We start from the raw sequence: 23,191 nt of genomic DNA on the forward strand, positions 1-23,191 counted from the left end.
ATTTCTAAGAAGATTATCGCATGAGTGATCTATAATTTCCTACGTGTAATTTATTTGACGCTTACATTTCAACTCACCTCCACCTATTAAACTTTAGAGAAATTTTTATTTGTAGTAATTAAAACTTATATCATTCATTTCTTTTAGTTCATACCTTTCCACTAATTTATTATGTTTTAATTCTGCTAGTTTTAACTCATCTTCATTAAAAAATGATTTTAAGTTTGTTCTTTGAATTTTATAAAGAGCAGTTAAGGCGGCATCTTCTAACTTCTCTTTTAATTCTTCGTCATTTTTTTCTTCAGGGTGTTCTGCTGAGATTTCAGAATAGTAATCTGATAATCTTGCTTCCACCTCATCAATCATTTCTTCAACTTTTTCAAAAAGAATACTGATCGCTTCAATCTTACTTTCGGCTATAAAATCGTCTGTATAGGAAACACCATCAGTTCGGTCTATAAGAAATCTTACCTTCTCCTCATCCATATAGAATCCTACATAATCATATTGATTACCAACACCCACATTAAATAGATTAACCATTTCCTCTTTAATTACTTCTTCCATTAATCATCCTCTCCTTTCAAATTCGCCAATTACTTGGCTTACTATTGTTATAGCATAAAAAGAAAAAGACGAAACGAGTATGGAAACACATAACTGTGACGGATTTCGTGAAAATATGAAAATCAGAATTATACATGATATTCTTATTAAAACCTTATTTAAAGACTATTAATAAAAAGACAATAAATAAGTAATCTTCTATGCAGTTTTTTTCAGTTATATTAGTGAATACTTTATTGGATTATTTGAAAGGAGTGGTTTAAATGGACAATGACATTAGTGTTATTGCGAAGAAAATGAAAAATTTGTTTGTTACTGAAAGAAAGAAATACATTATTCAAAATGAAGACGGTTCATATACTTGGATAAATAAGAACCTTAATGATGAAATGATTGATTTACATCTAGGACGAAAGCGTACATACGGCATTTTTTGCGGAGCAGAATTAACTAAATTCATTTCCTTTGACGTCGATATCCCATCAAAGGAAGTTGTACAATCCATATACCAAGTTTTAAATCAAATCGGTATTTCGTCGGAATTCATACACACAAGTTGGAGTGGTACAAAGGGATATCATGTGGATGTTTATTTTTCAAGTACCATTGGCTACCCTAAAATGGTTCAACTATACAACTATGTTGCATATAAAGTGCTTCAAATACATTCCGATATAGATAAAGATAAAATTGAATGCAGACCAAGCCCTACTCAGGGGCTGAAACTTCCTCTGGGCATCAATCGAAAAAACAAGGACGAGAAAAGTAATATTTGTTGGTATGTAAATGATGAACTTAAACCGATAGAAACACTAGATTACATTCTAAATATAAAACCAATTGACATAAATCAAATCCGGGCAATAATTAAAAGACTACCAACGATAGAAAGTGAAAATATTTCTAAACATAAGCCAATTGCAAAAACAGACTTAAGTAAAAGTGCCAGTCATAATAAAAAGATAAAAACAGGTGAGACACTGAGTTCCTTAGAAAATTTATTTAAGAATGGAATAAGGCAAAAAGGGACAAGACACAAAAGTCTTCTCAAACTTGCTATATGGTTAAACACTAGGAATCACAGAAGGGAAAGTTGTGAAGAAATCCTAAGAAATTGGATGAGAAATCAAAAGAAGGAATATTATGATACCCCATTGGAAATTTGCTATAAAGAAATTAGCAGAATAGTGGAAGGTGTCTATTCAAAAAACATTGTTCTTGGGAAAGGCAAAACAAAAACAAAGATAGCGGTATCTAGAAATGACTTACTAACAATTCATCAGTATCCTAAAAAATTTCACAAAACGATTAATGCAATCTTCATTCAAAACGCTTTGCAGATGAAAATGGTCAATTTTATATGACATATGAACAAATTTCAGAGGCTGCACCTTGTAGCCTTAGGACAGCCGTTAGTCATATAAAAGAACTTGAAGAACTAAAAGTTATAAAGGTCATGAGATCACCCATTCTATTTGATGGTGAAACACCATATAACTTACCAAATACGTATGAACTAAACCTCGATTTTATAGATGGTGATAATGATACATCAGTTACGATTGAGGCACCAAAACTGGATAAATACGGCAATACTAAAATTGAACTTATTCTTAAGGTCTTTCCTGATAAAGAATGGATGGATATAGATGATATATTAAAGAAGGCATTACTTAAAAGGACTCCCCAAATGATCATGAACTAGAAAAACTGGTAGAACACTGACTGGAACTCGAACTAATTAGGTCTTTCCAAATTTTTTAATAAGAAAAGACCAAATAGCAATACAACTATCCGGTCCTAAGCGTATATTTATTCCAAACAAAAGGACGTATACACAAGAAAGAGTTCTAAGACATTTCTGAGAACCTTTATTCCTGATACTGTTTATTTCAATATCAAAAGGCAATTCCCTTCTACTGATTACATTTTTTCAGAAAAATTCATCTCAATATATTATAGAAATAAAAAAGCAGTAGGATATTTCCTACTGTTATTCCCCACTTGTTTCTTGGTGTAGCGGGTCTTCACTTTGGTATTCTAATTCCTGCACAAGCATACAAATCTCAAAAATTTTCTCACTCTGTAAGATATATTCACTTAATATTGGTTCAATGACCAACATAAACGGTGATAATCGTAGAATGTTTGTTGGTGACATAAAACATTAAATTTTCCAACATGTGCTGTATTTTTACCAACAAAATTCTTCTCTGTACGGGTGATATATAAGAAATACATATAATCTTTATCCGTATGAGTGACCCAACTAAAGCGGATATGCCTACCTATGGTAAAAACATAATCATTATGAATGACCTTTACATAATCCGGGCTTTTCTTTTTGTCTTTTCCCTTTATCATTTGATTATCCTCCCTATTCTTTAGTAAATATTTACATATATTTAATTAAATGACCGTATGTTCTTTCCTTGTTTTTTATCAAAATAAAAGAGACGGTTTTTTCCGTCCGTCTCTTAGTGCTGCTATATACGATAATTCTTCTAGTGCTTCGGACATTTCACCACTATCCTACCTTTTCTTATTTCATAAATTACGAATATTAGTATGAGATAATTTGGAATACTGGCTCATCATTACCTTCAATAAAATAGCCATTAAGTTCCGTTACTTTACCTGCAGCCCACTTTAAGTCTCTCTGTGTTAGCCATGAATATTCCTTGACAGAATTTACAACCTCATGAATAAACGCTAAATAATACAGGCAATTTTTATAGTTAAGGTTTTTAATGTAGTTTTGTACTTTCACGATATCCTTCTTGAAAGGATCATCATTAGTATCGTACTTATATTTCATTTCAACTACTGCTAAAATATCCACCACAGCATTCCTTAAATGCCCATTTAAGCCGGGTTCTTCACATAACTGTGCTATGACTAAATCTGCCCGTAAGCCGTCATGATAATATTCTGTATATATTTTCAGCCGATTTACTTCTAAAAACCTGTCAGTTAACTTGTTTCTTAGGTGAAAATAAAACGAATTCTTCAATGTATCTTCCTTAAGTAAACTAAAGTTTTCATAGTCGGACTTTATATTATTGCACCAGATTTCTTTTATAGCGTTATCTATTGTCTTTATCGTATCAGCATTCATTTTTTACCCTCATTTTTCACATTAAAATTGTTGCTAATATCCATAATTAACTGCTCATAAAAGGATTACCCCATAGATATTTATCTTTATCCCTTAAACAGAATTCTTTAGGAGCGGAAACTGAAACGGCATTTATATAAGCCTTGTAATCCTCCCATAATCTATCTGAAAACTTTCGGTCTGTTAAACTATGAAATTTGTATCCCTGTTCTTGAAGAACATCACACACTCTAACATCATACACAGTAAAAGAATCAGGAAATAATACAGTTAAAATAGCAGTAGCCATCGGCAACCTGAACCCGCATTCTGCCATTAAATATTTCATTCTTTGCTTAGAATCATTCAATAAATTAACTTCAGTTGTAATTATTTTTACAGCCTCTTGTAGACTTGGGTACCCCATTTCTAATAAGCGTTTCGCAACTTTCGATTTGGAACGATTTGATTTCCAAATGACAATTAAGAAAAAATCAGGAGCACTTAAAAAGCCTTGTTCTTTAAATGTACTATGTACAGTGCCGAATAGGTATTTCTCAATATCATAAAGTACTCTAAAATCTAAATCTATGAACTCCATATCTTTATATGGCGGTTTAGGATTATCATCTTCCATAAACTCATTGAATTCTTTTACGACCTCTTTTGGTGCATTAGGCTTTAGATGCCAATTACCCGGTTCTCCAACAAAATATGGAGATTCTATAAAATATGGTTTCTTACCTACCAAATGGAATCACCTCAATAAAATTAAGTCAGCAATTTTATTCTAATTTTACCACAGTTATCTTTCTATTATTTTACAATTAATCTGCAATCAGGGTTCTTTAAGTCAACTAAGAAGGAACTAGTAGATTTTTACTGTATAATGTTAATTGGCTTTTCTTTATTTCTAAGGGGGATGGTTTATATTGGACAACAGAAGAGAGGATATTATTAGAACTTTAGCCAGTAAATATTATTATTTTTTAACTACACTAGCCTTTCATGATACGCTCTTTATGAAAGGAATTCATGAAGGAAAAGGTAAGTTTCTTGCTAACCTCCATATCTATTTAGCCACAAAGGACTTGCCAAAGAAGTGGAATGACAAGCGCTATTCAACTGACTTTGCAACTCCTGCTGCATTAGAAGTATTAAAGACTAACACGGTAACTGGGTTAGAATACGAACATCTTATACCTAAGAAAAAATACATACAAGATATTTGTGAACAAAAAGCAAATGACGGAACTTTAACAGAGGATTTTACTAGGAGTTTATTAGATCGATATTTATGGACAGCGACAGTAACTTCACAAGAACACAAATCATTATCTAGAAGGGTGATGCCCTTGAATTGGGATCAAAAAAACATAAATGCTAGATACGAAGTAGCGGACATTGCCCTAGTTCCTCATAAGAAAGACTATATATCTTAGGATAGGTATTCTAAGCAATTACCCAGCATTTGGGAATATTTAAGGCTCTAGTGAAAACGTAACTCACTAGAGCCTACTTCTGGCATCAATTTAAATTAGTAAACGGTCCCACTCTTTGTCTATGCTTTTAGCCCTGCTGAAATATCAAGTTTGTCCCTTTCCAGTTCTTCAACTTGATTTCCATGTTCCTCTACACTTTCAGTGTTATCTTTAATAACATTCACATCAGTTTCTCTATCACCTGTGTTAATGATAATAGTTCCAGAATCGGTATTTTCAATGTTAATTGTATTATTATCCCCATTAACGTTTATTATCTGAACTTTTTCCTCTTGCGTATTCGGTTCATCAACAGGTACGAGAGGCAATAGAATGGTCATTAATACTGATATTTTAGTTAGAATATCCCAAATATATTTTGTATTGACCACATGGAAGACTGTAACAATATGCATACAATACGAAATAATCCCTTGAATAACTTCTTTGATTTCCTTGTCATTTATATTCTCTTCTTCAGAAACTGATGAACTACTGTCTATTTCGTCATATACCTTTTGTAATTCTTCAACCATTTCTGAAAAAGTACTTGAGTTAATACCTAAATCTGAAATCTTGTTAAAAAGTTCACTCCATCTATCTTGGTGCTTTTGTAATATCTCAAAAGTGGAATTATTCATGACTTGAGTTATGCTATTTTGATAATTATCTAAACCAAGATTACTTATTACACTAGTGATCCCCTGATACTTCTCTAATCCAGTAAATGCTGAGTTACCTACTAGCCTACTCCAAGTATCTTGTTGCTTTTGTAATTCCCTAAATGCCGAGTTATTCATAATGGAGGCAATCCCCTGATATCGATCAAATCCCACTGTCGCTGAATTACCTATTAATCTATTTATATTATCCTGTTGTCTTTGCATTGCTTCAATTGCTGGATTTCTTAGAACCTTATTTATCTTGTCTTGCTGTTTTTGAAATATCTTAAAAGCAGAAAGATACTCATGATCCATTAAGTGCTCTCCTCCAAAATAAACTTAATAAATTTGTTGTTCTGTTAAGAACAAAATCAGAGCAAGCGGTAAGTACCACCCCCCCTGATTTTGAAATAACTATCTATGCATCAATTGGCCAATCTTTATATTGTTGTTCAGCCTGTTCCATAAATCGGTTAGTTAGAAACTGCAATTGCTGGCCATTAACTTTTTCTTTTATTAGAACCATTTTCACAGCAAGTTTAACCTTAGAATATACATCTTGACGGTGCGGGCTAGTCCAATCAACGTCTAATTTCTTTTTTAGTTCCTTAACAACTTTATGAATTATGTTGGCAAGGAACTCGTTTGAAAAGGCACCTTCTTCTAATGAAGAAATGGCTTTGTAAAATTCAACCTCTTCTTCTGAAAGCCCTAAATCCTGACGTCGACGAATTTCCTCTTCCATTTCTTTTCGCATTTTTATCATCATTCTAACGACATCTGCTGCTTGAATAACACGATTATGGTAATCTGTCAGCGTTTTCTCCAATAACTCTTGCATTGTTTTAGATTGAGAACTACCTTGCTTAAATGTAACTTTAATTTTATCCTCAAGCAGTTTTCTTAGAAGTTTTAATCGTAAATCCTCGTGCTCTTTCTTTGTTAAATCTGCTAAGAACTTTTCATCAAGGATACTAATATCTTGTCTTTCAATTCCTGCCACTTTAAAGACATCCACAGTTTCTTTCGCAAGGAGATTTTGGTCTAGTAATGCCGATAATTGCTCCTCTAAAGTTTTATTTCCTTCTGGAGTTCCACCCGGAGGACGTAGATGTTTTCTTAACTGTGCTTTTAACATTAAGTAAAGAGTTACCTCATCTGCTAGTACCATTACCTCTGGCTGGCTTTTAACAAGTTGATATGATTTTTCTAGTTTTGTTGCATATTGTATATAATCCTCTGTATCAGTGTTTAATAAAATATTTACAATGTCTGCTATAAAGTCTTCTCTATCAATCTGTCCTTTTTGTCTCCAACCGTCTATTTTTATATTGGAAGGTATATAATTTCTAACTGATTCTAAATTCTCATTAAAAATCCGAATTGCTTCAGCAATATCATAAGCGGGATTACCTGTGCCTCCACCATTAGTATATTTATGTGTTGCCTCTTTAAGTGAAGTAGCAATCCCTATATAATCTACAACCACTCCACCTTCTTTACCGGGGAACACGCGGTTAACCCTAGCAATAGCCTGCATTAGATTATGCCCCTTCATAGGCTTATCAACATACAGGTAAGACAGTGGCTGAGCATCCATACCAGTCAACCACATATCAACAACAATAACAAACTTAAGCGGGTCTTCTGGATTACGTAGTTTAGCCTTAACATCTTCTTGTTCTTTCTTAGACTTAATATGGGAATACTCGCTTCCTTCTTGGATTTTTCTCCATTCCCGTGGGTCTTTCGAGACATCACCTGTCATGATAACTTCCATTCTAGGACATCCTTCTACTTCTTTTAAACAATCATATAAGTCAGCAGCAATTTGGCGGCTCATACATACGATCATTGCCTTTTGAAAAGGATTGGCCAATGAATTAAAATGTGATACGATATCGTTTGCAAGGCGTTTGAGCCGTTTTGGAGTTCCCACAACTTTTTCTAAAGCGGCCCATTTTCTTTTATAGCCTTCAGCGTCATCATTTTCACCATTATCAACAAATATGTCTTCGAACTGACCATCGATATCCTCAGCAGTCAAATCTAACGGAATTAATCGACTTTCATAATAGATTGGTAATGTTGCCTTATCAGCAACAGCCTGAGCCATGTCGTAACGGTGAATGGTGTGACCAAATATTTCTTCTGTATTATTCCCAACAAATTCAACCGGTGTTCCCGTAAATCCGATATGAGAGGCATTAGGCAGTGCAAAGCGTAATTGTGCTGCATAACCACCCTCAAACCCTGCTTGTGTGCGGTGTGCTTCGTCTGCTATCACTACAATGTTTCTTCGTTCGGAGAGCACAGGGTGTTTTCTCTCTTCACCTTTCAAACGGAACTTTTCTATAGTAGAAAAGACAACAGGTGTTGCTTCCCCTCTAAGGATTGTCCTTAATTTCTCGGTACTGCTTGCCCTTTCAACCTTGCCAATCAATGATTCTCCCTCAACAAAGGTATCGTACAATTGTTCGTCTAAATCATTTCTATCCACTTGGATAACAATGGAAGGATTTTTTAGTTCAGGGTGTCTGCTTAATATTCCAGCAAAGAAAAGCATACTAAGTGATTTACCAGATCCAGTAGTATGATACATTACTCCAATTTTACGGTCTCCTTCAGGTCTTGTAGCACGAACAGTTTCCTTAACAGCAAAATTAACCCCGAAAAATTGGTGGTATTTTGCCCCGATTTTCTTAGTTTTATCGCCTGCCTTAAGGAAGAATATAAAATTCCGAATATAGTTGAGTAAACGTTCTTTAGGAAAAAGGCCTTCAATTAATGTACGCATTGTATTAGCGCGATTATTATCTACATTACGTCCGTCAATTGATTTCCATGAAGCAAAGAAATCATAATCAGCAAACGGCATTCCATGCTTAGTCTCTACATTATCCGATACAACCGTAAAAGTATTGAAATTGAATAATTGCGAAATATCATATGTGTAGTTTTGAATTTGTGTATAAGCGTCTTTGACCGTTGCCTGTTCACTATTAGGGTTTTTTAATTCAAAAACAATAAGCGGAAGACCGTTTATATAAATAACTATATCTGGTCTACGCGACATTCTTCCTTCAATTGAAAGTTGATTAACTACTAGAAAATCATTGTTCTCAGGGTTTCCCCAATCAATAGGGAAAATGTGATAAGTAACTCTCTCTCCATTCAATTCATAACTAAACTCTATTCCCTTTACTAACATTTGATGGAATTCTTGATTACGCTGAATTAGATTCACTCCATCTGGGGAAGTAAATATGCCTGTCAATCGTCTTATTTCTTGTTCTGGTATAGTAGGATAAGCCTTCCTTAAGAAGGCTTGAAACCTATTAAATAAAATTACTTCCTGCAGTTGTTCACGTTCGCCACGCTGGAACAATTCTTGTGCATGAAGATATTCATAGCCAATCCTTTTCAATCTTTCAATTGTAGTTTCTTCAAATGCCGATTCACCTAGAGGTCTGGACATGATGATATACACCTCCTTAGTAATAAAAACAAAATTATTAACTTTGAACTCAAATCTTTTATATCATTAAAAATTTATCTCACCAGAAAATAATCGAGGTATTAAAAAGTTTTTAAGATTTAGTAAATAAATATTTTCATTCTTATTTTTTTGAATCTGTAATTGTATATTTTTAAATACCGTATTCATTTTTATCAGCAAATCATCGGTTGGAACTGCAAACTGAATGGAGTATACATAATCTTTATCCGTATGTGGAATTGCTGACCCAGTTAAATTTAATCTAATATTGCTTTCATGATATTTAATAACAAAATATAAAAGGTAAGGAGATATACTATTATCCTTAATTTCCAATTTAGATAAAGTAGAACCCACAACACCTTTATAGGCTGAGTATATAGTACCAGAACTATTACCATCCATTACCATAAGGAGATCACTATCATCAGCAAAAACTAGTCTTTCACCTTCGGCAAACTGCTGTGGAATTCCACTGTTTAATGCCTCAATATTTAGATATGGTAAATTAGATTCACCTTTTTCTGTATTTAATTCCTTGGGTTTCTTGCCTTTTACAAATTGAAATATATCCCTAAGATTAATTACTTTCCATCCATTAGGTATTAATCCTAACTCTGAATTTTTGAAATTTGAATTTTGGTTTAACTTATAATCAATAAAATACCCCTGAAAATATGTTTGTCCTAATTTTTCTAGAATTTCATTGGTTTTTAAATTAATTCGAATCCTCTCATCAATATTTCCAAGAATATCACCAATTCGTTTTTGGATCGAATATGTTGGTACAGATATATTAAAGTCTTTAAAATTACTTAAGGGAATTCGATCAACTGTAGAACCCATCAAAAGATTTTTTTCAATGGTTTCTCTCCAATCTTGACTAAAAAAGTAATAAAATAAGAACTTTGGATATATTTTTGATTTATCAGGGCGAATTAATGCTATTCTTCTTCCTAGGCAACACTCTAAGTCTTTAGGAATCATTGCATACCTATTTAATGTTGCTTCATAAGTAAACACAATATCTCCACCTTTTGGAGTAACTCGTTTCGTCCATTTGGGAAAGTCTTCATAAGAGATATGCCTAACATCAGTTAGATCGATTCTTCCTTCTTCTGTAATGTTTTTAATACCTAAAAATACAGGTCCTGTTTCTGAAGGTTTAGGAGTTGCATGAGGACCATCGAATAAGTCTAGAATTACATCCCTTATTTCCATTCTAATCCAATTATTACTCATTAAGTAAATCCTCCAAATCCCTTATAACCAACTGTTGCAGGCGATTAGACTCCTCAAAATGTTCTAAGAGTTGTTGATTTAATTCTACAAATTTCTCTTCGAATGGAACATCATCATTTTCTTCGATTTCCGTTCCTACATAAATACCCGGAGTTAGTTTATACTTCTTCATTTTTACTTCTTCTACTTCTGCTACTCTACAAAAACCAGAAATATCTTCATAACCATCTGATTTTTTATTCTTAAAAGAATGATATATAGAGGCAATCTTATTTATTTCTTCATTTGCTAGGGCTTTTTGTTTACGACTAACCTGAGAACCAAGTTTTCTGGCATCAATAAATAAAATTTCATTTTTACGATTCCTGAAATCACTTTTACCATCACGGTTTTTACTTAAAAAGAATAAACAACATGGAATCCCAGTTGTAAAAAATAGTTTCTCAGGTAACTGAACAATACAGTCAATATACCCATCGTCAATTAAACGTTCCCTAACCTCCCTTTCTTCTTTAACACTTGTAGTCATTGCCCCATTTGCCATTACATATCCGGCAGTACCATTATCATTAAGATGATGTAAAAAATGTTGCATCCACATATAGTTAGCATTGCTATTTGTGACTGGACCAATTAAACGAGGATCGTTCTTTGCGACACGCTCTGCTCCCCAGTCCTTTTGGTTAAATGGAGGGTTAGCAATAACAAAATCGGCTTTTAAATCTGGAAATTGATCGTTTAATAATGAATCACCCAAGCGAATCTCTGCATTTATTCCATGCAGTAGTACGTTCATTTTTCCTAATCGAACAGTTGTTGTCACATTCTCCTGCCCATAGAAAGAGAGAGCGTTTTTACGCGGGGAATACTCTTCACTCTGTATAAACATTCCACCACTACCACAAGCGGGATCAAAGACTTTTCCACTTATTGGTTCAAGCATTGCTACGAGTAGTTTTACTATGCTTGATGGAGTAAAGAACTCTCCACCACGATTACCTTCTGAAGAGGCGAAAGAGCCTATAAAGTATTCATAAGTACGACCTAATACATCCACACTTTCACTTGCTCTAGCACTAAAAATTTCGCGAGAAAATATTTCTATTAGCCCTGCAATGTTTTCAGCATGAAGGTTAGAGCCCTGAAAAGTTCTTGGTAGCATTCCTTCTAATTCGGAATTTTCCTCTTCAATTCGTTTCATTGCATTATCCAATATTTCTTTAATATTGGGCTGTTTTGCATTTGACATTATATAAGACCATTGCGCTTCCTCTGGAACAACGAATACATTCTCAGCCTTATATTGATCATGGTCTTCAATAATTATCATCTGTGTATCATTGTCTTCCGTGTACCAATCACTGTTGGGATCTTTAACCATTTGTTCTAGTTGGCTACGTCGTTGCTCGTATTTATTCGATAAATACCTTAAAAAAATTAAAGGTAAAACATAATGTTTATAATCAGAAGGAGCCACACTCCCTCTCATTTTATTTGCTGCATCAAATAAGTCTTTCTGGAACTCTATATCTGCTTTAACAGTCAATTTTGAAACCTCCGACCTAAACTTCTTTATATTTCCATGTACCTACTATTTTATCATAACTTTAATCCAATTCTCTGCAAAATAGAAATACCAAAATTTCTTATTACATTGATAACAAACAAAAAGAACAGATTAACTTTTCTGTCCTTTTTGAGGTTTAAAAAATATTAATTTACAGTTCTTCATACCCATGTTTTTCAAATAAAAGGTTAAGTTTTCTGATTAAATACTCTTTTGCAATTTCTGTTATTTGTATATGTGATTTTTGATGATGTCGTTTCTTTATGTTTTCAAGTCGTATATTGGGTTGATTAACAGTAGCGGGATAGACCTTATGGTTTAATTCCCTATATAACTCATTCAATGAAATACCATACATAATGTTGTCATTTAGGAACTTTCCGTTTGTATATTCAATGTAATACGGAAATCTATTATTCCATTTTAGATATCTACTATCAGAATCATCAATTTTATTATTTTCGGTAAAACCTTTGGCTTCTGCATAGCCGATAATAATCGGGACTTCATTTTCATCTTTATCTTTACTAACAACGGTTAAGAAAATAGTGTCACCAGCCTTGATACCAGTAGGCTTCTTTGGGAAAAATGTACGGTTAACATATTCATTGATTCTTCTTTTCCTTTTAAGATAAATTTCATCATTACGGATTCTCTCTTGACTAGTTCCCTCAAACTTAAGCCATATACCTGTTTTCCTATTATTAATCGTAATATCACTGATAGCATCTTCTAAGATATCAGTTTCTTTGCCATTTGGCTGTGCTGGCTGCGGAATATCATTTAATACTGCTCCCCACTTAGCAATATTATACTCATTCATACCCTTCTTACCTTTAAGGTTTTTTACACTTATGTTCACGTACTGTCTTTCTTTTAAAATCCTTTCAAGTGAAATTTGCCAATCTCCATTTGATTTCAGTTTGTTAAGTAGGCCGTCAAAATAATCTTGGCATTGCTTTGTAAAGTCATTTTCGTTTTCCATATATAGACCAAACTCATGATTTTTATAAAACCCATTAAACGTAAAATTTGCTGAACCCATAATTACTGAATGATTATCAAAAATATATAATTTAGTATGTAAATCCTGTAATGCATAAAGTTTAGCACCTGCTCTTACCAGATGTTCTAAACCCTCAATACTACTTGCACCTCTTATAAACTCCTCCCTGTTGAATCGAGTAATTATGCAACACTTAATGTTGTCTAGACTCTCTATCCACTCCGCCAGACCAAAGGCAGTTTTAAGCCCTATGAAAGGTGAAATAATATTGATTTGATCTTCGGTTGAATCTAGCAAACTATAAAACTTTTCCCCGAAACCTTTACTAATAAGATTGATTGACACATGGCCACCCCCGAATGGTTTAACAAGAACTTGTTATTAATATTATATTCAATCTGGTGGATTTTCCCTATAGATATACAAGGCTGTCTATACCTATTTAGAAGGGGTTTAAACCGTCTTAAACCGATTGATATAAGAACATATTAAGATTAGTTTAAAACACATTCTAGAGGCTGTTTGAGGGCTATTTTCCCCTTATTTAGATCTATTAGGAGACTGTGAGGAAGGAGTAACTACAATTCCACTTCTTTGGTTTCAACCTGTCCTGTCTTTAGTTCACCATTTCTATCTTCAACTTTCACTTTATTAAATTAACTTTTCTTTTTGGTAATCAATTATGCCGTTTATGTATTTGAGTTCCTCTAAATTACAGAAATACTTATGACCATCTTCAACTGTGATTTGTACTGGATAGTGTTCAATTTTTTTGTCAATTTTAACATCAATATGACCACAAACTCCTGAATGGACAATGTCACAAATATCCTCAACATAAAAGTTTCTAAGGACCATTATCAAATCCCTCTTACTGAGAATGAATTCTTCTAAATCACGACCATCATAAAGTTCTAATAGAACCATACTACCTGTTGCATGGGTTATCGTTACCCTAGTTGCACCATTATAAAAATCATTAATTTCGATTAATTCTTCTACACTTAATTTAATCAATATTTCCACCTCCATTTACCGTTTACTTCTACATTGAAGCAATGATTACTGCAATTTTAGAACAAGAATTTTATCAACATATACGGAAATTAAGGCAAGTAAAAAGACAAGGATTTCACTCCTCGTCTTTGTCCAAATAAATAGGATTCAATTTTTCAACCAGTTTTAAACACTCGAAAATCGCAGCATCACCTAGAATATACTCGCTCAAGATAGCATTTATATTTTAAGTTAGATCTTCAAAGGTTGCAAAAACATTGTCTCTAATCTCTGTATTAAAAACTTCAATTAAAGAATTTTCTTGATTAATTTTTGCTAGCCTTTTATCAAACACAAATAAAAAGTACTGATATTGAGCGAACCCCTCGTATTTCTTCCAGTTGATTCTTTTAAAGCGTGTAATAATAAATTGGTAATCTTCGTAATGGAATTCAACAATTTCATTTTCCATTGGTTTTCTTGAGTGATTTATTTGCTGCAAGTATATCTCCTCCATTATCTTATGAAAATTTATGCATGACGACTCTTCAAGATAATGAAGTAAAAACCTTGATTTTTATTGATTGAAATACACTATTAACAGAATTAATGGTTAGATATAGTCTCAGTGACTAAAGTCGATTTCAGAGGCTGTTTACCCCTAATTTTTGTGTAATATTTCACCCTTCAAGACCTTCCCTATACAACATATTTCCAGTTTTTTTAATAAAAAAAGGATAGATTTTCTACCTATCCTTAACACTCTAGTTCTATTTTACTTTCCAGCCTTCTTAGCGGCTGCTTCAATCCATTTACCTAAGTTTTCCCGTCCGTTATCATTTACCCAATCATAAGTAGGATATAACTCTGAAAAATAAACATTCTTTCCGTTCCGTTCGTAATACCAATTTTCGAAAGGATTTTTCCCCTTCGCATCGGTTCTTCCATTTACATCTTTAACACGGTGTATATAGACACCTATTAGCCCATTACCTCTTTTTGCACTTTGTTCAATTTCATACCCAACATACTTTCTTTCGGATGTTTCACTCCCAATAAGGACAACAGTTGTACTAGTACCCTCCAATTGTTTATTAATCCAACTTTTAATTGCCTGATCACCTTTTCTTTTAACCTCTTCCCAATCTGCTTTATCGATAAATCCTGCTTTATCTCCCTTAAAAAGACCACTATTTCTTACTTGACCTGCTCTCCAAGAATCCCTTTCAAAATGAAAACTGAAAAAAGTTTTTCTAGCCATTATTCTCCTCCTCTAATTTCAATAACTATATCTGTGACTATTTTAATTAGTTGGTTAAATTCGATTCCGTCTTCACCTAGTTTAATAAACTTATCTTTTAAATACGGAAACTCAGGGTAATATCTATGAAAATCGTTTATTACCAGTTCCCATAATTTACGGCTAGCATATCCTGTTACACCAATAGGAATTACTTTTACGTTTTTGTCTACTGCAATATCAAACTCTCTAATAACACCATTTGCCTCTACTACAATATCCTCGTCTGATTCTTCCTTCTTAGTGAGTTTATTTCCAAACATAAAAATAACTATCCCACATTCACTAATGAGTTGTTGACGATATTCTTCCCATAATTGGCCAATTTCCTTCCCATTTGTAGCATATTGAGGGAATGGCCTCATAATTAAATGTTCATTTATATTCCTTGTACCTGACTCTTCCATTCCTTCCAACACACCATTTATAACTGCACTACCGACTCCTACACCAAAGCCAGTTGCTATTTTCAACTCTTTTTGATTCAATGTTTTACTTAGTTTATGAACAAAATCTTCTGCATTTATGCCTGATACTTTATAATCATTAAATTCATGTGCGCTACCAGATATAAGAACATTATTTCTATTGTATCTTTCAGTAATAGTTTCCAAAATTGCTGTTATATCCTCATATTTTTTTACAATCAAGGGCTTAATAGAATATCTCTCTAAATCAGCACATTTCAACTCTTGTCTGATTTTATCGTATTGAAATTGCTCTTTTCCCTCTGCATTATTTGGATAATCCTCCTCAGCAACCTCTTTTATAAAATAATAATGGGTACGGGTATGATCGTCTAACAAGATTTTTATTCTGCTCAATATATGCTCTAAATTCGGGTCTTCAAAACTAAAGCCAATAAATAAAAATGTCTTAGAAACAAGATCACCTTTTAGAGCAATAGTGAACATCTGGTTATTTTTCTCATATAACTCATAATCATTTTTAATTAGAACAGCCTCATCTGCTACTTCCACATCACCATGCATTTTGTAAACAATAGCATCTCTTTTACTTTTAATCACTGCCAAATCATTAACTCGCTTTTTAACATCAGGTCTCTTCCCTGCTTTAATTAAGGCTTGTTCAATTAGTTTGTCGTAATTAGTAGTCCAGAAAGTTCGTATTGGCAACTCTGAAATGATTTCATGATTGCGGTTTATTCTACCAGTTTGACTAAAGTGGTTATTTATCAACTCCGTCAAAGGCGTTTTAGTTTTTGAATCGTTGTAGATATATTGTGCCAACGATACCAAGTCACTTTCTTTATCTACATCAAGTCCTAGCCTTGATGCAGGACGTCTTAATAGTTCCTTCCAATTAACCACACCTGATGGTATAGATAAACCTGCACCAGCAAAAATTGCAGCATTTCCTTCCTTTAATGCACTAACATATTCATCTATAAAGTTATTAATTTCTCTACTAAACTCCAAAGCGGTTCCTCCCTTTTATTCAGAGACCCATTCCCTAAAACTTTTAGATGCTCCATTTAAATATTTAATATATAACACACCATAGTTATCATTAACATAATTATAGAGCCCTAAGTATTCTTGTCCTTCAAATGTATCTTTTTGATATGAAGAATTATTAATGGGTAGGATTGCTACTTTACCTCTATAACAATCATAATATCCTAATTCCCAAGGCATCCACTTCGAATCAGAAGAGTTATCAGAGGTTGCAAAGAGCAAACTTCTACAATTTTTCATTCTATTTCTTAACTGATTTGCTGTTTGAGCGTTTACATTCTCCCTACTCATTTGTCTATCTTCAATCCAATCTACATAGACCTCATACCCTTTTTCCTCTAAAGTGTTTTTCAGTCCCAGAATCACCTCTGCATCTTGGTAACTGTGAGATAGAAAGATGTCATAAGTTTTAAACGGACTGTAGGCATTGTAACTCTCATTTAAGATCTTCGATGCTGTTTTAGTATTGAAACTTTTTTGAACTACTGAATTTGCCTTATTAATTAAGTCTCTTCTTGAAAATAAAGCCAATCTAATCTCCCCCTAAATAAAAAAAATGTAAAATTCTGTAGTTAAATTGTACCATAAAATATATAATAGTACATAAATAATACGAACGTATTTTTGTAAAAATAATTAGGAGGTTACTGATGAATATATTTGATCAAATATTTAGCAGAACTAAAGTCTCACCATTAAAAAGAAAAAACGACATTGAATTTGAGATGAAATATCAAAGTGAAAGTTTAATAAATAAGGGTTTTGAAATAATTTCAATGTTCCAGAAAGAAGATCACAATTTAATCCTATATAGACACTTTTATGACGAAACGCCTAAGGAGGAGGAATCGATAATCTTTCTAGGCATTAGAGTCATAACTAAAAAAGGAATTCTTTACCCTGATCCAGTTTTAAAAGCATTCTTCAGTGATGACTTTACTGATATTTCTTTAGCCGATATTGAGGTTGAAGAATATCTTTCTAATCACGGTTATGGAAGCATACTACTTAGCACCCTTATCGAGATTGCAAAACAAAGGAATATAAATAGTATTACCGGCTGGATATCCAGCGTTGATAGTGATCATATAGAAAGATTAGTTCACTTTTATAAGAAGCACAATTTCGAAGTGTACTTAAATGAAAATAGCAGAGATAGCCTAAAAATTGGGGATTTAATATGGAAAAATATCTAAATGAAGGAGATATACAAATGAGCAGCCAGTTAAATAGTTCTTCATTTGAGTACCTTTTGGGAAGAATCATTAAAGATGAAATATCAAACTCTGTAAATAACTTGTACAAAGATAAAGAATATTCATCAAAAAAATATTTAACTATAAAGGAAGTTGCATCTATAACTGGTATTGGCTCTTCCGTAATACGACAATTGACACTATCGAGAGCAATGCCTCATCGAAAAGTAAAATCTCGAATAATTCTGGACGAAGAGGAAATTAAAGTAACAATTGAAAATTATAGAAAGGTAGGTTGGACTGATCCAGATAAATATTGGGATGTAAAATCTGTTCAATCTGAAATTACCAACTTTCATAATACAAGGGAGGAACCAAAAATGATTGATGAGATTGTTAGAAAAATTATTAGAGAAGAATTAGCCAGTTTTTCTAGTGAAATTAAAAAAATGGCAAAGAAGGACAAAGAAAGTTACTATGGCAGAACTGTCCTTACTATTAAAGAAGCAGCCAATCATTTTAGAACAAGCCCGGCTACTATCTATAGTTTAATCAAAGAAGATGGCATGCCACACTTTAAAATCCATAGCCGTCATTATATTGTTCTTGAAGAGGCTGAATCCTACTTGTGGAGGGAAACTGCAAAATCTTATGCTGATGAGGGAAATATTTATTGGCAGCGAATTTTGCAAAGACTTGATTGGGAAGAGAAGGAAAGAACTCTGGCCTACGAAAATGCTTTAAAAAGATTAGAGGAAAAACAATTTTAATACTCTTCTAATCAAAAAAAACAGAAGAGGATATTTTCCCTTTTCTGTTTTTTCCTTTTGAAAACAATCGTTCTAGATTCTTATGGTTTTTCCTTGGTATACCATCTTTGAGTATAACCATCTCTTTTGTAGTATTTTGATTTAAATTGTTTCAGTGCTGCTTGATATTGTCCAAGAATCAATACAGCATCACTATTTTGAGGTAATGTTTCATCGTCTAGCAAATCCAAATATTCAATGGAGGGGTCATCAATTAGTACCTCTTCCTTAACCTCGTTCAGCAATCTATTAATTAACTTAACCTTTAATGGGTTTAGGGGACCATCCTGTTTCTTTTTAGAAAACTCTTTCATTTCATTTAGTGCAGATATCACCATAGGCTGTAGCATTTCATATTTTTGCACCTGTAATCCAGTAGGTAAATAGATATCTTTTTTCATTTTTTCACCTCTTTATTTGTGGAAAATCTTTTTGGGAGGTGCTGTTCTAGTTTCTGTTCTATTCCCATTAAGTAACCAGTACCATCCTCCACCATATGGGGTTATATTATCTGCTCTTAATTTTTCAAGGCAATTTAAATATTGAGAAAGAATTATAACAACATCACTATTTGATGGCATGTCCTCCTCTTCAAAACCTCGAAAATCGGCAAAAGGAAGATTTAAATCACCTAAGATATCGTTAGATTCTAAGATAATTTGATTAATAAACTTTAGTTTGAATTTATTAATCGCATCATCTGGCTTCTTTTTTGAAAGTGTTCCTATTTCATTAAATAACCCTTCTAATTGTGCGTTAGTTTTTTCAAACCTACTAATATCCATTTTTCTCCTCCTATTTATGAAGGACATGCCCTCATAAACTCTATATACTTTTTCTTAATTACTTCAATCGGTAATCTCTGCTTACTTTCAAATACAGATACCATCATAGAAATATCTTCATCTGTTAGAGCAATAATACACTTTCTTTGACCAGCCCATAAATCGATTGTATTTTTAAAAATTGCTTTTGGTAACGGATTTCTAGTTATTATAATACCAAATCTCCCAAATTGATTATTTAAATATCGATTTAATTGATTAATGTGATCTCTTTCAACTTTTGCTACATTTTTTAACTCCATTACAATTTGACGGCTTTCATAATCATCATAGATATCCTTTAAGAAATCAAAAGACCTGTTATTATAAAATATTAAGTCCCTAATTAAAACACCTGTATCTGTTCGACTCTGCTCGGCAGCAAAATCCAGATGTGGATAGAGAAGTGAAGCCATTAATTGACAAGTATGATCCTCAAATTTTCTGTCAGCGTTATCGGTCTTTCCAGTAGGTAGTTTCAATATTGTAGATAATTTTCTTTTTGCGGATAACACCGGGATTGGTTTAAACAATGGATCATTTTTACAATCAGTCTGCATTCGTTCTTTTTCTTTAACGTAAGTTTGAACCATATCATAATTTCTTCGATTATAATTTAAAACTTCGACTCTAGACTTAATATCCTTGTTTTCAACTTCTTTGATAAAATATCCATTAAAATAATCCTCATAACTAATCCATGGAATGAGTCTTAACCATCTTTTTGGAACTAGTAGAACAGATTCATTTGTCTCAGGATTATGGGGGAGATAAACCCCATCTTCACTTACAAACTTGTTACTTCTATATTCGTACAAATTTTCAATTTTAGTCTTAACCATTGGAATAGAATGTTTCTCACATTGTTCCATTGTATAATCAATTAAAAATGACTTCAAAAAGTTTGAAGAAATATCACTTATTCTATCCTTTGAAATTTGGTCGACAAATAATTGTATTTCTTCAAAGTGTACAAAACCTCTTTTATTTATTTGAGGTATTTCCTTAAATAAAGATAAAATATTATGTGCAGTCTTTTCTCCAATTCTTGCTCCTCTTTTAGTTTTTGATACACCTAATCCTACTTCACTACATTCTGAGCCTCTAATCAAGATATCGATTGCTTCTTTTTCCCGCCCCTTCTCTAAAAGATAACCTAAATTATTGAAAGAATTAGTTATAGCGGTATGTAAAGAATTATCTTGCATTGACGGAGATTTCCATAATAAAAAGGGATCAACATATAGTGGAATATCTTCATCTAAAAATGGAATAGCAAAGTCCACTTCTTCTTGTGTTAATGAAATATTATAAAAATCCGTTAATCTTGGTCTAACGAGTCCCATATTATCTCCTTTTTGTTTCAAGTAATGGTAATTAATAATTTAGATACAAAAAACAGCAGAGTGTGTTTACCCTGCTGTTATGTATTCATTATTTACGTTGTCTATAATAATACTTTGTAATTTGTGTGTATAAAGTTGGTACCGGTGGTCGGGGTCGAACCGACACTCCTTGCGGAACACGATTTTGAGTCGTGCGCGTCTGCCAATTCCGCCACACCGGCACAATATAAATCTTGGAGGCGGCACCCGGATTCGAACCGGGGGATAAGGGTTTTGCAGACCCGTGCCTTACCACTTGGCTATGCCGCCATAATATTCACTGGAAATAAATAATGGAGCGGAAGACGGGATTCAAACCCGCGACCCCCACCTTGGCAAGGTGGTGTTCTATCACTGAACTACTTCCGCATAAATGGCTGGCCCACCAGGATTCGAACCTGGGCATCTCGGGACCAAAACCCGATGCCTTACCGCTTGGCTATGGGCCATTATTAATTTAATGGGGCGGCTGATGGGTCTCGAACCCACGAATGCCGGAACCACAATCCGGTGCGTTAACCACTTCGCCACAGCCGCCATATTACTGTCTAAAAAGTGGCAGGGGTAGTAGGAATCGAACCCACACTGGAGGTTTTGGAGACCTCTGTTCTACCGTTAAACTATACCCCTATACCAATGGTGGAGGGAGGAGGATTCGAACCTCCGAACCCGTAGGGAGCGGATTTACAGTCCGCCGCGTTTAGCCACTTCGCTATCCCTCCATAGGATTTAGACAAAAATAAAAATGGTGCCGGCCAGAGGACTTGAACCCCCAACCTACTGATTACAAGTCAGTTGCTCTACCAATTGAGCTAGGCCGGCACACATTAATGGTGGCTCGAGACAGAATCGAACTGCCGACACGAGGATTTTCAGTCCTCTGCTCTACCGACTGAGCTATCGAGCCTTAATGGCGGACCCGACCGGAATCGAACCGGCGATCTCCTGCGTGACAGGCAGGCATGTTAACCGCTACACCACGGGTCCCCTTTAAAGTGTTTTACTAAATAATTTATTAGCAATATGTAATTATAATGTCATCCTTGCCGTCTATTTAACATATTATGGTTGTACTTCCAGCACACCTGATGTTAAACGAGCTTGATGTATATTCGAGGTAGTACGTCTAACACATTATGGTTGCGGGGGCAGGATTTGAACCTGCGACCTTCGGGTTATGAGCCCGACGAGCTACCCCTGCTCCACCCCGCGACGATGTCATACGGCCGCTTTCCCCTGTAAAATCCGATGTGTTTCAAGAGGGCTAGGCTGAATTTTACAAGCTAACAATGTTGATCTTTCAAAGATGTTGGCTTGCTCCACCCCGCGACGATATTATGACTATTAAAATAATGGTGGAGGATGCAGGGCTCGAACCTGCGACCCCCTGCTTGTAAGGCAGGTGCTCTCCCAGCTGAGCTAATCCTCCATTTAAGACAATATCTATTGTATCGTATTGTCAATAAAAGAGCAAGACCCTTTTATGATTTTTATAAAAATGGTGACCCCTACGGGATTCGAACCCGTGTTACCGCCGTGAAAGGGCGATGTCTTAACCGCTTGACCAAGGGGCCCCGTATATACTATGTAAAGGATTCTGGCGGAGAGCGAGGGATTCGAACCCTCGGTACGGCGTTGACCGCACACACGATTTCCAATCGTGCTCCTTCGACCTCTCGGACAGCTCTCCATGGCTCCACAGGTAGGACTCGAACCTACGACCGATCGGTTAACAGCCGATTGCTCTACCACTGAGCTACTGTGGAATAAAATAATAGTGCCCGGCAACGTCCTACTCTCACAGGGGGAAGCCCCCAATTACCATCGGCGCTGAAGAGCTTAACGGCCGTGTTCGGGATGGGAACGGGTGTGACCTCTTCGCTATTGCCACCGGACTAGGTTTTATATCTAAATCCTCTTTACACTAAAAAGGAAATGTAAAATATAATAACCATTTCTATTTTATAGGTTTATTGATAGAACATCAATAGTTTATCACAATAAACTGTTAAATGCTCCTTCAAAACTAGAAACGAAAGAAACAAAATAAAGTGGTTAAGTCCTCGACCGATTAGTATCCGT

22 protein-coding genes, 15 tRNA genes and 1 rRNA gene are annotated in these 23,191 nt (G+C 34.1%); 5 read left to right on the forward strand and 33 right to left on the reverse strand.

Annotated features, from left to right (window positions below):
• Nucleotides 1–105: 105 nt before the first annotated feature.
• Entirely contained in the window at nt 106–567 is a 462-nt protein-coding gene (locus tag IEV91_RS20255) for a hypothetical protein (protein ID WP_188499256.1), read from the reverse strand.
• A 263-nt stretch (nt 568–830) separates the two neighbouring features.
• On the opposite strand from IEV91_RS20255, the gene IEV91_RS20260 reads away from it, so the two are divergent.
• Together IEV91_RS20260 and IEV91_RS20265 are read left to right on the forward strand one after the other, a co-directional pair.
• A complete protein-coding gene (locus IEV91_RS20260; protein WP_188499257.1) occupies nt 831–1,931 on the forward strand; it encodes a TOTE conflict system archaeo-eukaryotic primase domain-containing protein in 1,101 nt (366 codons plus the stop codon).
• A gap of 92 nt (nt 1,932–2,023) precedes the next feature.
• A complete protein-coding gene (locus tag IEV91_RS20265; protein ID WP_229745676.1) occupies nt 2,024–2,272 on the forward strand; it encodes a hypothetical protein in 249 nt (82 codons plus the stop codon).
• A 395-nt stretch (nt 2,273–2,667) separates the two neighbouring features.
• Here IEV91_RS20265 and IEV91_RS20270 read toward each other — a convergent pair whose 3' ends face one another.
• The 3 genes from IEV91_RS20270 to IEV91_RS20280 all read right to left on the reverse strand — a co-directional run bounded on the left by IEV91_RS20270 (nt 2,668) and on the right by IEV91_RS20280 (nt 4,415).
• Nucleotides 2,668–2,931 (reverse strand): hypothetical protein, encoded by a 264-nt coding sequence (locus IEV91_RS20270; protein WP_188499258.1) that lies wholly within the window; start codon nt 2,929–2,931, stop codon nt 2,668–2,670.
• A gap of 199 nt (nt 2,932–3,130) precedes the next feature.
• Nucleotides 3,131–3,685, reverse strand: coding sequence for a hypothetical protein (locus tag IEV91_RS20275; RefSeq protein WP_188499259.1), 555 nt, complete (start codon nt 3,683–3,685; stop codon nt 3,131–3,133).
• Nucleotides 3,686–3,731: 46 nt separating this feature from the next.
• Nucleotides 3,732–4,415 carry a hypothetical protein gene (locus IEV91_RS20280; protein WP_204871353.1) on the reverse strand — a complete coding sequence of 228 codons (684 nt, stop codon included), beginning with the start codon at nt 4,413–4,415 and terminating at the stop codon, nt 3,732–3,734.
• A 181-nt stretch (nt 4,416–4,596) separates the two neighbouring features.
• On the opposite strand from IEV91_RS20280, the gene IEV91_RS20285 reads away from it, so the two are divergent.
• Nucleotides 4,597–5,106, forward strand: coding sequence for a hypothetical protein (locus tag IEV91_RS20285; protein ID WP_188499260.1), 510 nt, complete (start codon nt 4,597–4,599; stop codon nt 5,104–5,106).
• A gap of 119 nt (nt 5,107–5,225) precedes the next feature.
• On the opposite strand, the gene IEV91_RS20290 is transcribed toward IEV91_RS20285, so the two are convergent.
• The 10 genes from IEV91_RS20290 to IEV91_RS20335 all read right to left on the reverse strand — a co-directional run bounded on the left by IEV91_RS20290 (nt 5,226) and on the right by IEV91_RS20335 (nt 17,426).
• Nucleotides 5,226–6,122: a hypothetical protein gene (locus IEV91_RS20290; RefSeq protein ID WP_188499261.1), complete on the reverse strand. Its 897-nt coding sequence runs from the start codon at nt 6,120–6,122 to the stop codon at nt 5,226–5,228.
• 103 nt (nt 6,123–6,225) lie between these two features.
• The gene (locus tag IEV91_RS20295) at nt 6,226–9,285 is read right to left on the reverse strand and encodes a type I restriction endonuclease subunit R (protein WP_188499262.1); all 3,060 of its coding nucleotides are present in this window, start codon (nt 9,283–9,285) and stop codon (nt 6,226–6,228) included.
• Between the two features lie 66 nt (nt 9,286–9,351).
• Complete coding sequence (locus IEV91_RS20300) at nt 9,352–10,548, reverse strand: restriction endonuclease subunit S (protein WP_188499263.1); 1,197 nt, start codon at nt 10,546–10,548, stop codon at nt 9,352–9,354.
• Entirely contained in the window at nt 10,541–12,094 is a 1,554-nt protein-coding gene (locus tag IEV91_RS20305; protein ID WP_188499264.1) for a type I restriction-modification system subunit M, read from the reverse strand. Before IEV91_RS20305 ends, IEV91_RS20300 begins: the two co-directional genes overlap by 8 nt.
• A gap of 172 nt (nt 12,095–12,266) precedes the next feature.
• Nucleotides 12,267–13,466, reverse strand: a complete 1,200-nt coding sequence (locus IEV91_RS20310; RefSeq protein WP_188499265.1) for a phospholipase D family protein — start codon at nt 13,464–13,466, stop codon at nt 12,267–12,269.
• A 306-nt stretch (nt 13,467–13,772) separates the two neighbouring features.
• On the reverse strand, nt 13,773–14,138 hold the full coding sequence (locus IEV91_RS20315) for a hypothetical protein (protein ID WP_188499266.1): 366 nt from the start codon (nt 14,136–14,138) through the stop codon (nt 13,773–13,775).
• A 226-nt stretch (nt 14,139–14,364) separates the two neighbouring features.
• Nucleotides 14,365–14,619: a hypothetical protein gene (locus tag IEV91_RS20320; protein WP_188499267.1), complete on the reverse strand. Its 255-nt coding sequence runs from the start codon at nt 14,617–14,619 to the stop codon at nt 14,365–14,367.
• A gap of 273 nt (nt 14,620–14,892) precedes the next feature.
• A complete protein-coding gene (locus tag IEV91_RS20325) occupies nt 14,893–15,378 on the reverse strand; it encodes a TIR domain-containing protein (protein ID WP_188499268.1) in 486 nt (161 codons plus the stop codon).
• Nucleotides 15,378–16,856, reverse strand: a complete 1,479-nt coding sequence (locus IEV91_RS20330; RefSeq protein ID WP_188499269.1) for an SIR2 family protein — start codon at nt 16,854–16,856, stop codon at nt 15,378–15,380. Before IEV91_RS20330 ends, IEV91_RS20325 begins: the two co-directional genes overlap by 1 nt.
• A 15-nt stretch (nt 16,857–16,871) precedes the next feature.
• Nucleotides 16,872–17,426, reverse strand: a complete 555-nt coding sequence (locus IEV91_RS20335) for a toll/interleukin-1 receptor domain-containing protein (protein ID WP_229745677.1) — start codon at nt 17,424–17,426, stop codon at nt 16,872–16,874.
• A gap of 119 nt (nt 17,427–17,545) precedes the next feature.
• Between IEV91_RS20335 and IEV91_RS20340 the strand changes: the two genes are divergently transcribed.
• Both IEV91_RS20340 and IEV91_RS20345 read left to right on the forward strand, forming a co-directional pair.
• Nucleotides 17,546–18,091: a GNAT family N-acetyltransferase gene (locus tag IEV91_RS20340; RefSeq protein WP_188499270.1), complete on the forward strand. Its 546-nt coding sequence runs from the start codon at nt 17,546–17,548 to the stop codon at nt 18,089–18,091.
• Entirely contained in the window at nt 18,076–18,861 is a 786-nt protein-coding gene (locus tag IEV91_RS20345) for a helix-turn-helix domain-containing protein (RefSeq protein WP_188499271.1), read from the forward strand. Before IEV91_RS20340 ends, IEV91_RS20345 begins: the two co-directional genes overlap by 16 nt.
• A gap of 80 nt (nt 18,862–18,941) precedes the next feature.
• On the opposite strand, the gene IEV91_RS20350 is transcribed toward IEV91_RS20345, so the two are convergent.
• The 19 genes from IEV91_RS20350 to rrf form a co-directional block, all read right to left on the reverse strand.
• A complete protein-coding gene (locus IEV91_RS20350; RefSeq protein ID WP_188499272.1) occupies nt 18,942–19,301 on the reverse strand; it encodes a hypothetical protein in 360 nt (119 codons plus the stop codon).
• A gap of 12 nt (nt 19,302–19,313) precedes the next feature.
• On the reverse strand, nt 19,314–19,685 hold the full coding sequence (locus tag IEV91_RS20355) for a hypothetical protein (RefSeq protein WP_204871352.1): 372 nt from the start codon (nt 19,683–19,685) through the stop codon (nt 19,314–19,316).
• A 14-nt stretch (nt 19,686–19,699) separates the two neighbouring features.
• Nucleotides 19,700–21,070 carry a DUF8370 family protein gene (locus tag IEV91_RS20360; protein WP_188499274.1) on the reverse strand — a complete coding sequence of 457 codons (1,371 nt, stop codon included), beginning with the start codon at nt 21,068–21,070 and terminating at the stop codon, nt 19,700–19,702.
• 136 nt (nt 21,071–21,206) lie between these two features.
• Nucleotides 21,207–21,291, reverse strand: a tRNA-Leu gene (locus tag IEV91_RS20365).
• Nucleotides 21,292–21,304: 13 nt separating this feature from the next.
• Nucleotides 21,305–21,379: transfer RNA gene (locus IEV91_RS20370), tRNA-Cys, on the reverse strand.
• Between the two features lie 24 nt (nt 21,380–21,403).
• Nucleotides 21,404–21,478, reverse strand: a tRNA-Gly gene (locus tag IEV91_RS20375).
• Nucleotides 21,479–21,483: 5 nt separating this feature from the next.
• Nucleotides 21,484–21,558: transfer RNA gene (locus tag IEV91_RS20380), tRNA-Gln, on the reverse strand.
• A 12-nt stretch (nt 21,559–21,570) separates the two neighbouring features.
• Nucleotides 21,571–21,646: transfer RNA gene (locus IEV91_RS20385), tRNA-His, on the reverse strand.
• Between the two features lie 19 nt (nt 21,647–21,665).
• Nucleotides 21,666–21,739 (reverse strand) — tRNA-Trp (locus IEV91_RS20390).
• Between the two features lie 7 nt (nt 21,740–21,746).
• Nucleotides 21,747–21,831, reverse strand: a tRNA-Tyr gene (locus IEV91_RS20395).
• A 24-nt stretch (nt 21,832–21,855) separates the two neighbouring features.
• Nucleotides 21,856–21,931, reverse strand: a tRNA-Thr gene (locus tag IEV91_RS20400).
• Nucleotides 21,932–21,940: 9 nt separating this feature from the next.
• Nucleotides 21,941–22,016, reverse strand: a tRNA-Phe gene (locus IEV91_RS20405).
• A 4-nt stretch (nt 22,017–22,020) separates the two neighbouring features.
• Nucleotides 22,021–22,096: transfer RNA gene (locus IEV91_RS20410), tRNA-Asp, on the reverse strand.
• A gap of 150 nt (nt 22,097–22,246) precedes the next feature.
• Nucleotides 22,247–22,321: transfer RNA gene (locus tag IEV91_RS20415), tRNA-Met, on the reverse strand.
• Nucleotides 22,322–22,462: 141 nt separating this feature from the next.
• Nucleotides 22,463–22,538: transfer RNA gene (locus IEV91_RS20420), tRNA-Val, on the reverse strand.
• A gap of 70 nt (nt 22,539–22,608) precedes the next feature.
• Nucleotides 22,609–22,683 (reverse strand) — tRNA-Glu (locus IEV91_RS20425).
• A gap of 24 nt (nt 22,684–22,707) precedes the next feature.
• Nucleotides 22,708–22,799, reverse strand: a tRNA-Ser gene (locus IEV91_RS20430).
• Nucleotide 22,800: 1 nt separating this feature from the next.
• Nucleotides 22,801–22,875: transfer RNA gene (locus tag IEV91_RS20435), tRNA-Asn, on the reverse strand.
• Between the two features lie 13 nt (nt 22,876–22,888).
• Nucleotides 22,889–23,004 (reverse strand): 5S ribosomal RNA (gene rrf, locus IEV91_RS20440).
• Nucleotides 23,005–23,191: the final 187 nt, after the last annotated feature.

This window comes from Pullulanibacillus pueri (genome assembly GCF_014639255.1).
Classification (GTDB): domain Bacteria; phylum Bacillota; class Bacilli; order Bacillales; family Sporolactobacillaceae; genus Pullulanibacillus; species Pullulanibacillus pueri.

Coding starts and splice junctions, on each gene's coding strand:
- IEV91_RS20255 (WP_188499256.1), bottom strand. CDS start 567: ATGGAAGAAGTAATTAAAGAGGAAATGGTTAATCTATTTAATGTGGGT.
- IEV91_RS20350 (WP_188499272.1), bottom strand. CDS start 19,301: ATGAAAAAAGATATCTATTTACCTACTGGATTACAGGTGCAAAAATAT.
- IEV91_RS20345 (WP_188499271.1), top strand. CDS start 18,076: ATGGAAAAATATCTAAATGAAGGAGATATACAAATGAGCAGCCAGTTA.
- IEV91_RS20300 (WP_188499263.1), bottom strand. CDS start 10,548: ATGAGTAATAATTGGATTAGAATGGAAATAAGGGATGTAATTCTAGAC.
- IEV91_RS20325 (WP_188499268.1), bottom strand. CDS start 15,378: ATGGCTAGAAAAACTTTTTTCAGTTTTCATTTTGAAAGGGATTCTTGG.
- IEV91_RS20340 (WP_188499270.1), top strand. CDS start 17,546: ATGAATATATTTGATCAAATATTTAGCAGAACTAAAGTCTCACCATTA.
- IEV91_RS20270 (WP_188499258.1), bottom strand. CDS start 2,931: ATGATAAAGGGAAAAGACAAAAAGAAAAGCCCGGATTATGTAAAGGTC.
- IEV91_RS20295 (WP_188499262.1), bottom strand. CDS start 9,285: ATGTCCAGACCTCTAGGTGAATCGGCATTTGAAGAAACTACAATTGAA.
- IEV91_RS20290 (WP_188499261.1), bottom strand. CDS start 6,122: ATGGATCATGAGTATCTTTCTGCTTTTAAGATATTTCAAAAACAGCAA.
- IEV91_RS20360 (WP_188499274.1), bottom strand. CDS start 21,070: ATGGGACTCGTTAGACCAAGATTAACGGATTTTTATAATATTTCATTA.
- IEV91_RS20260 (WP_188499257.1), top strand. CDS start 831: ATGGACAATGACATTAGTGTTATTGCGAAGAAAATGAAAAATTTGTTT.
- IEV91_RS20355 (WP_204871352.1), bottom strand. CDS start 19,685: ATGGATATTAGTAGGTTTGAAAAAACTAACGCACAATTAGAAGGGTTA.
- IEV91_RS20275 (WP_188499259.1), bottom strand. CDS start 3,685: ATGAATGCTGATACGATAAAGACAATAGATAACGCTATAAAAGAAATC.
- IEV91_RS20265 (WP_229745676.1), top strand. CDS start 2,024: ATGAGATCACCCATTCTATTTGATGGTGAAACACCATATAACTTACCA.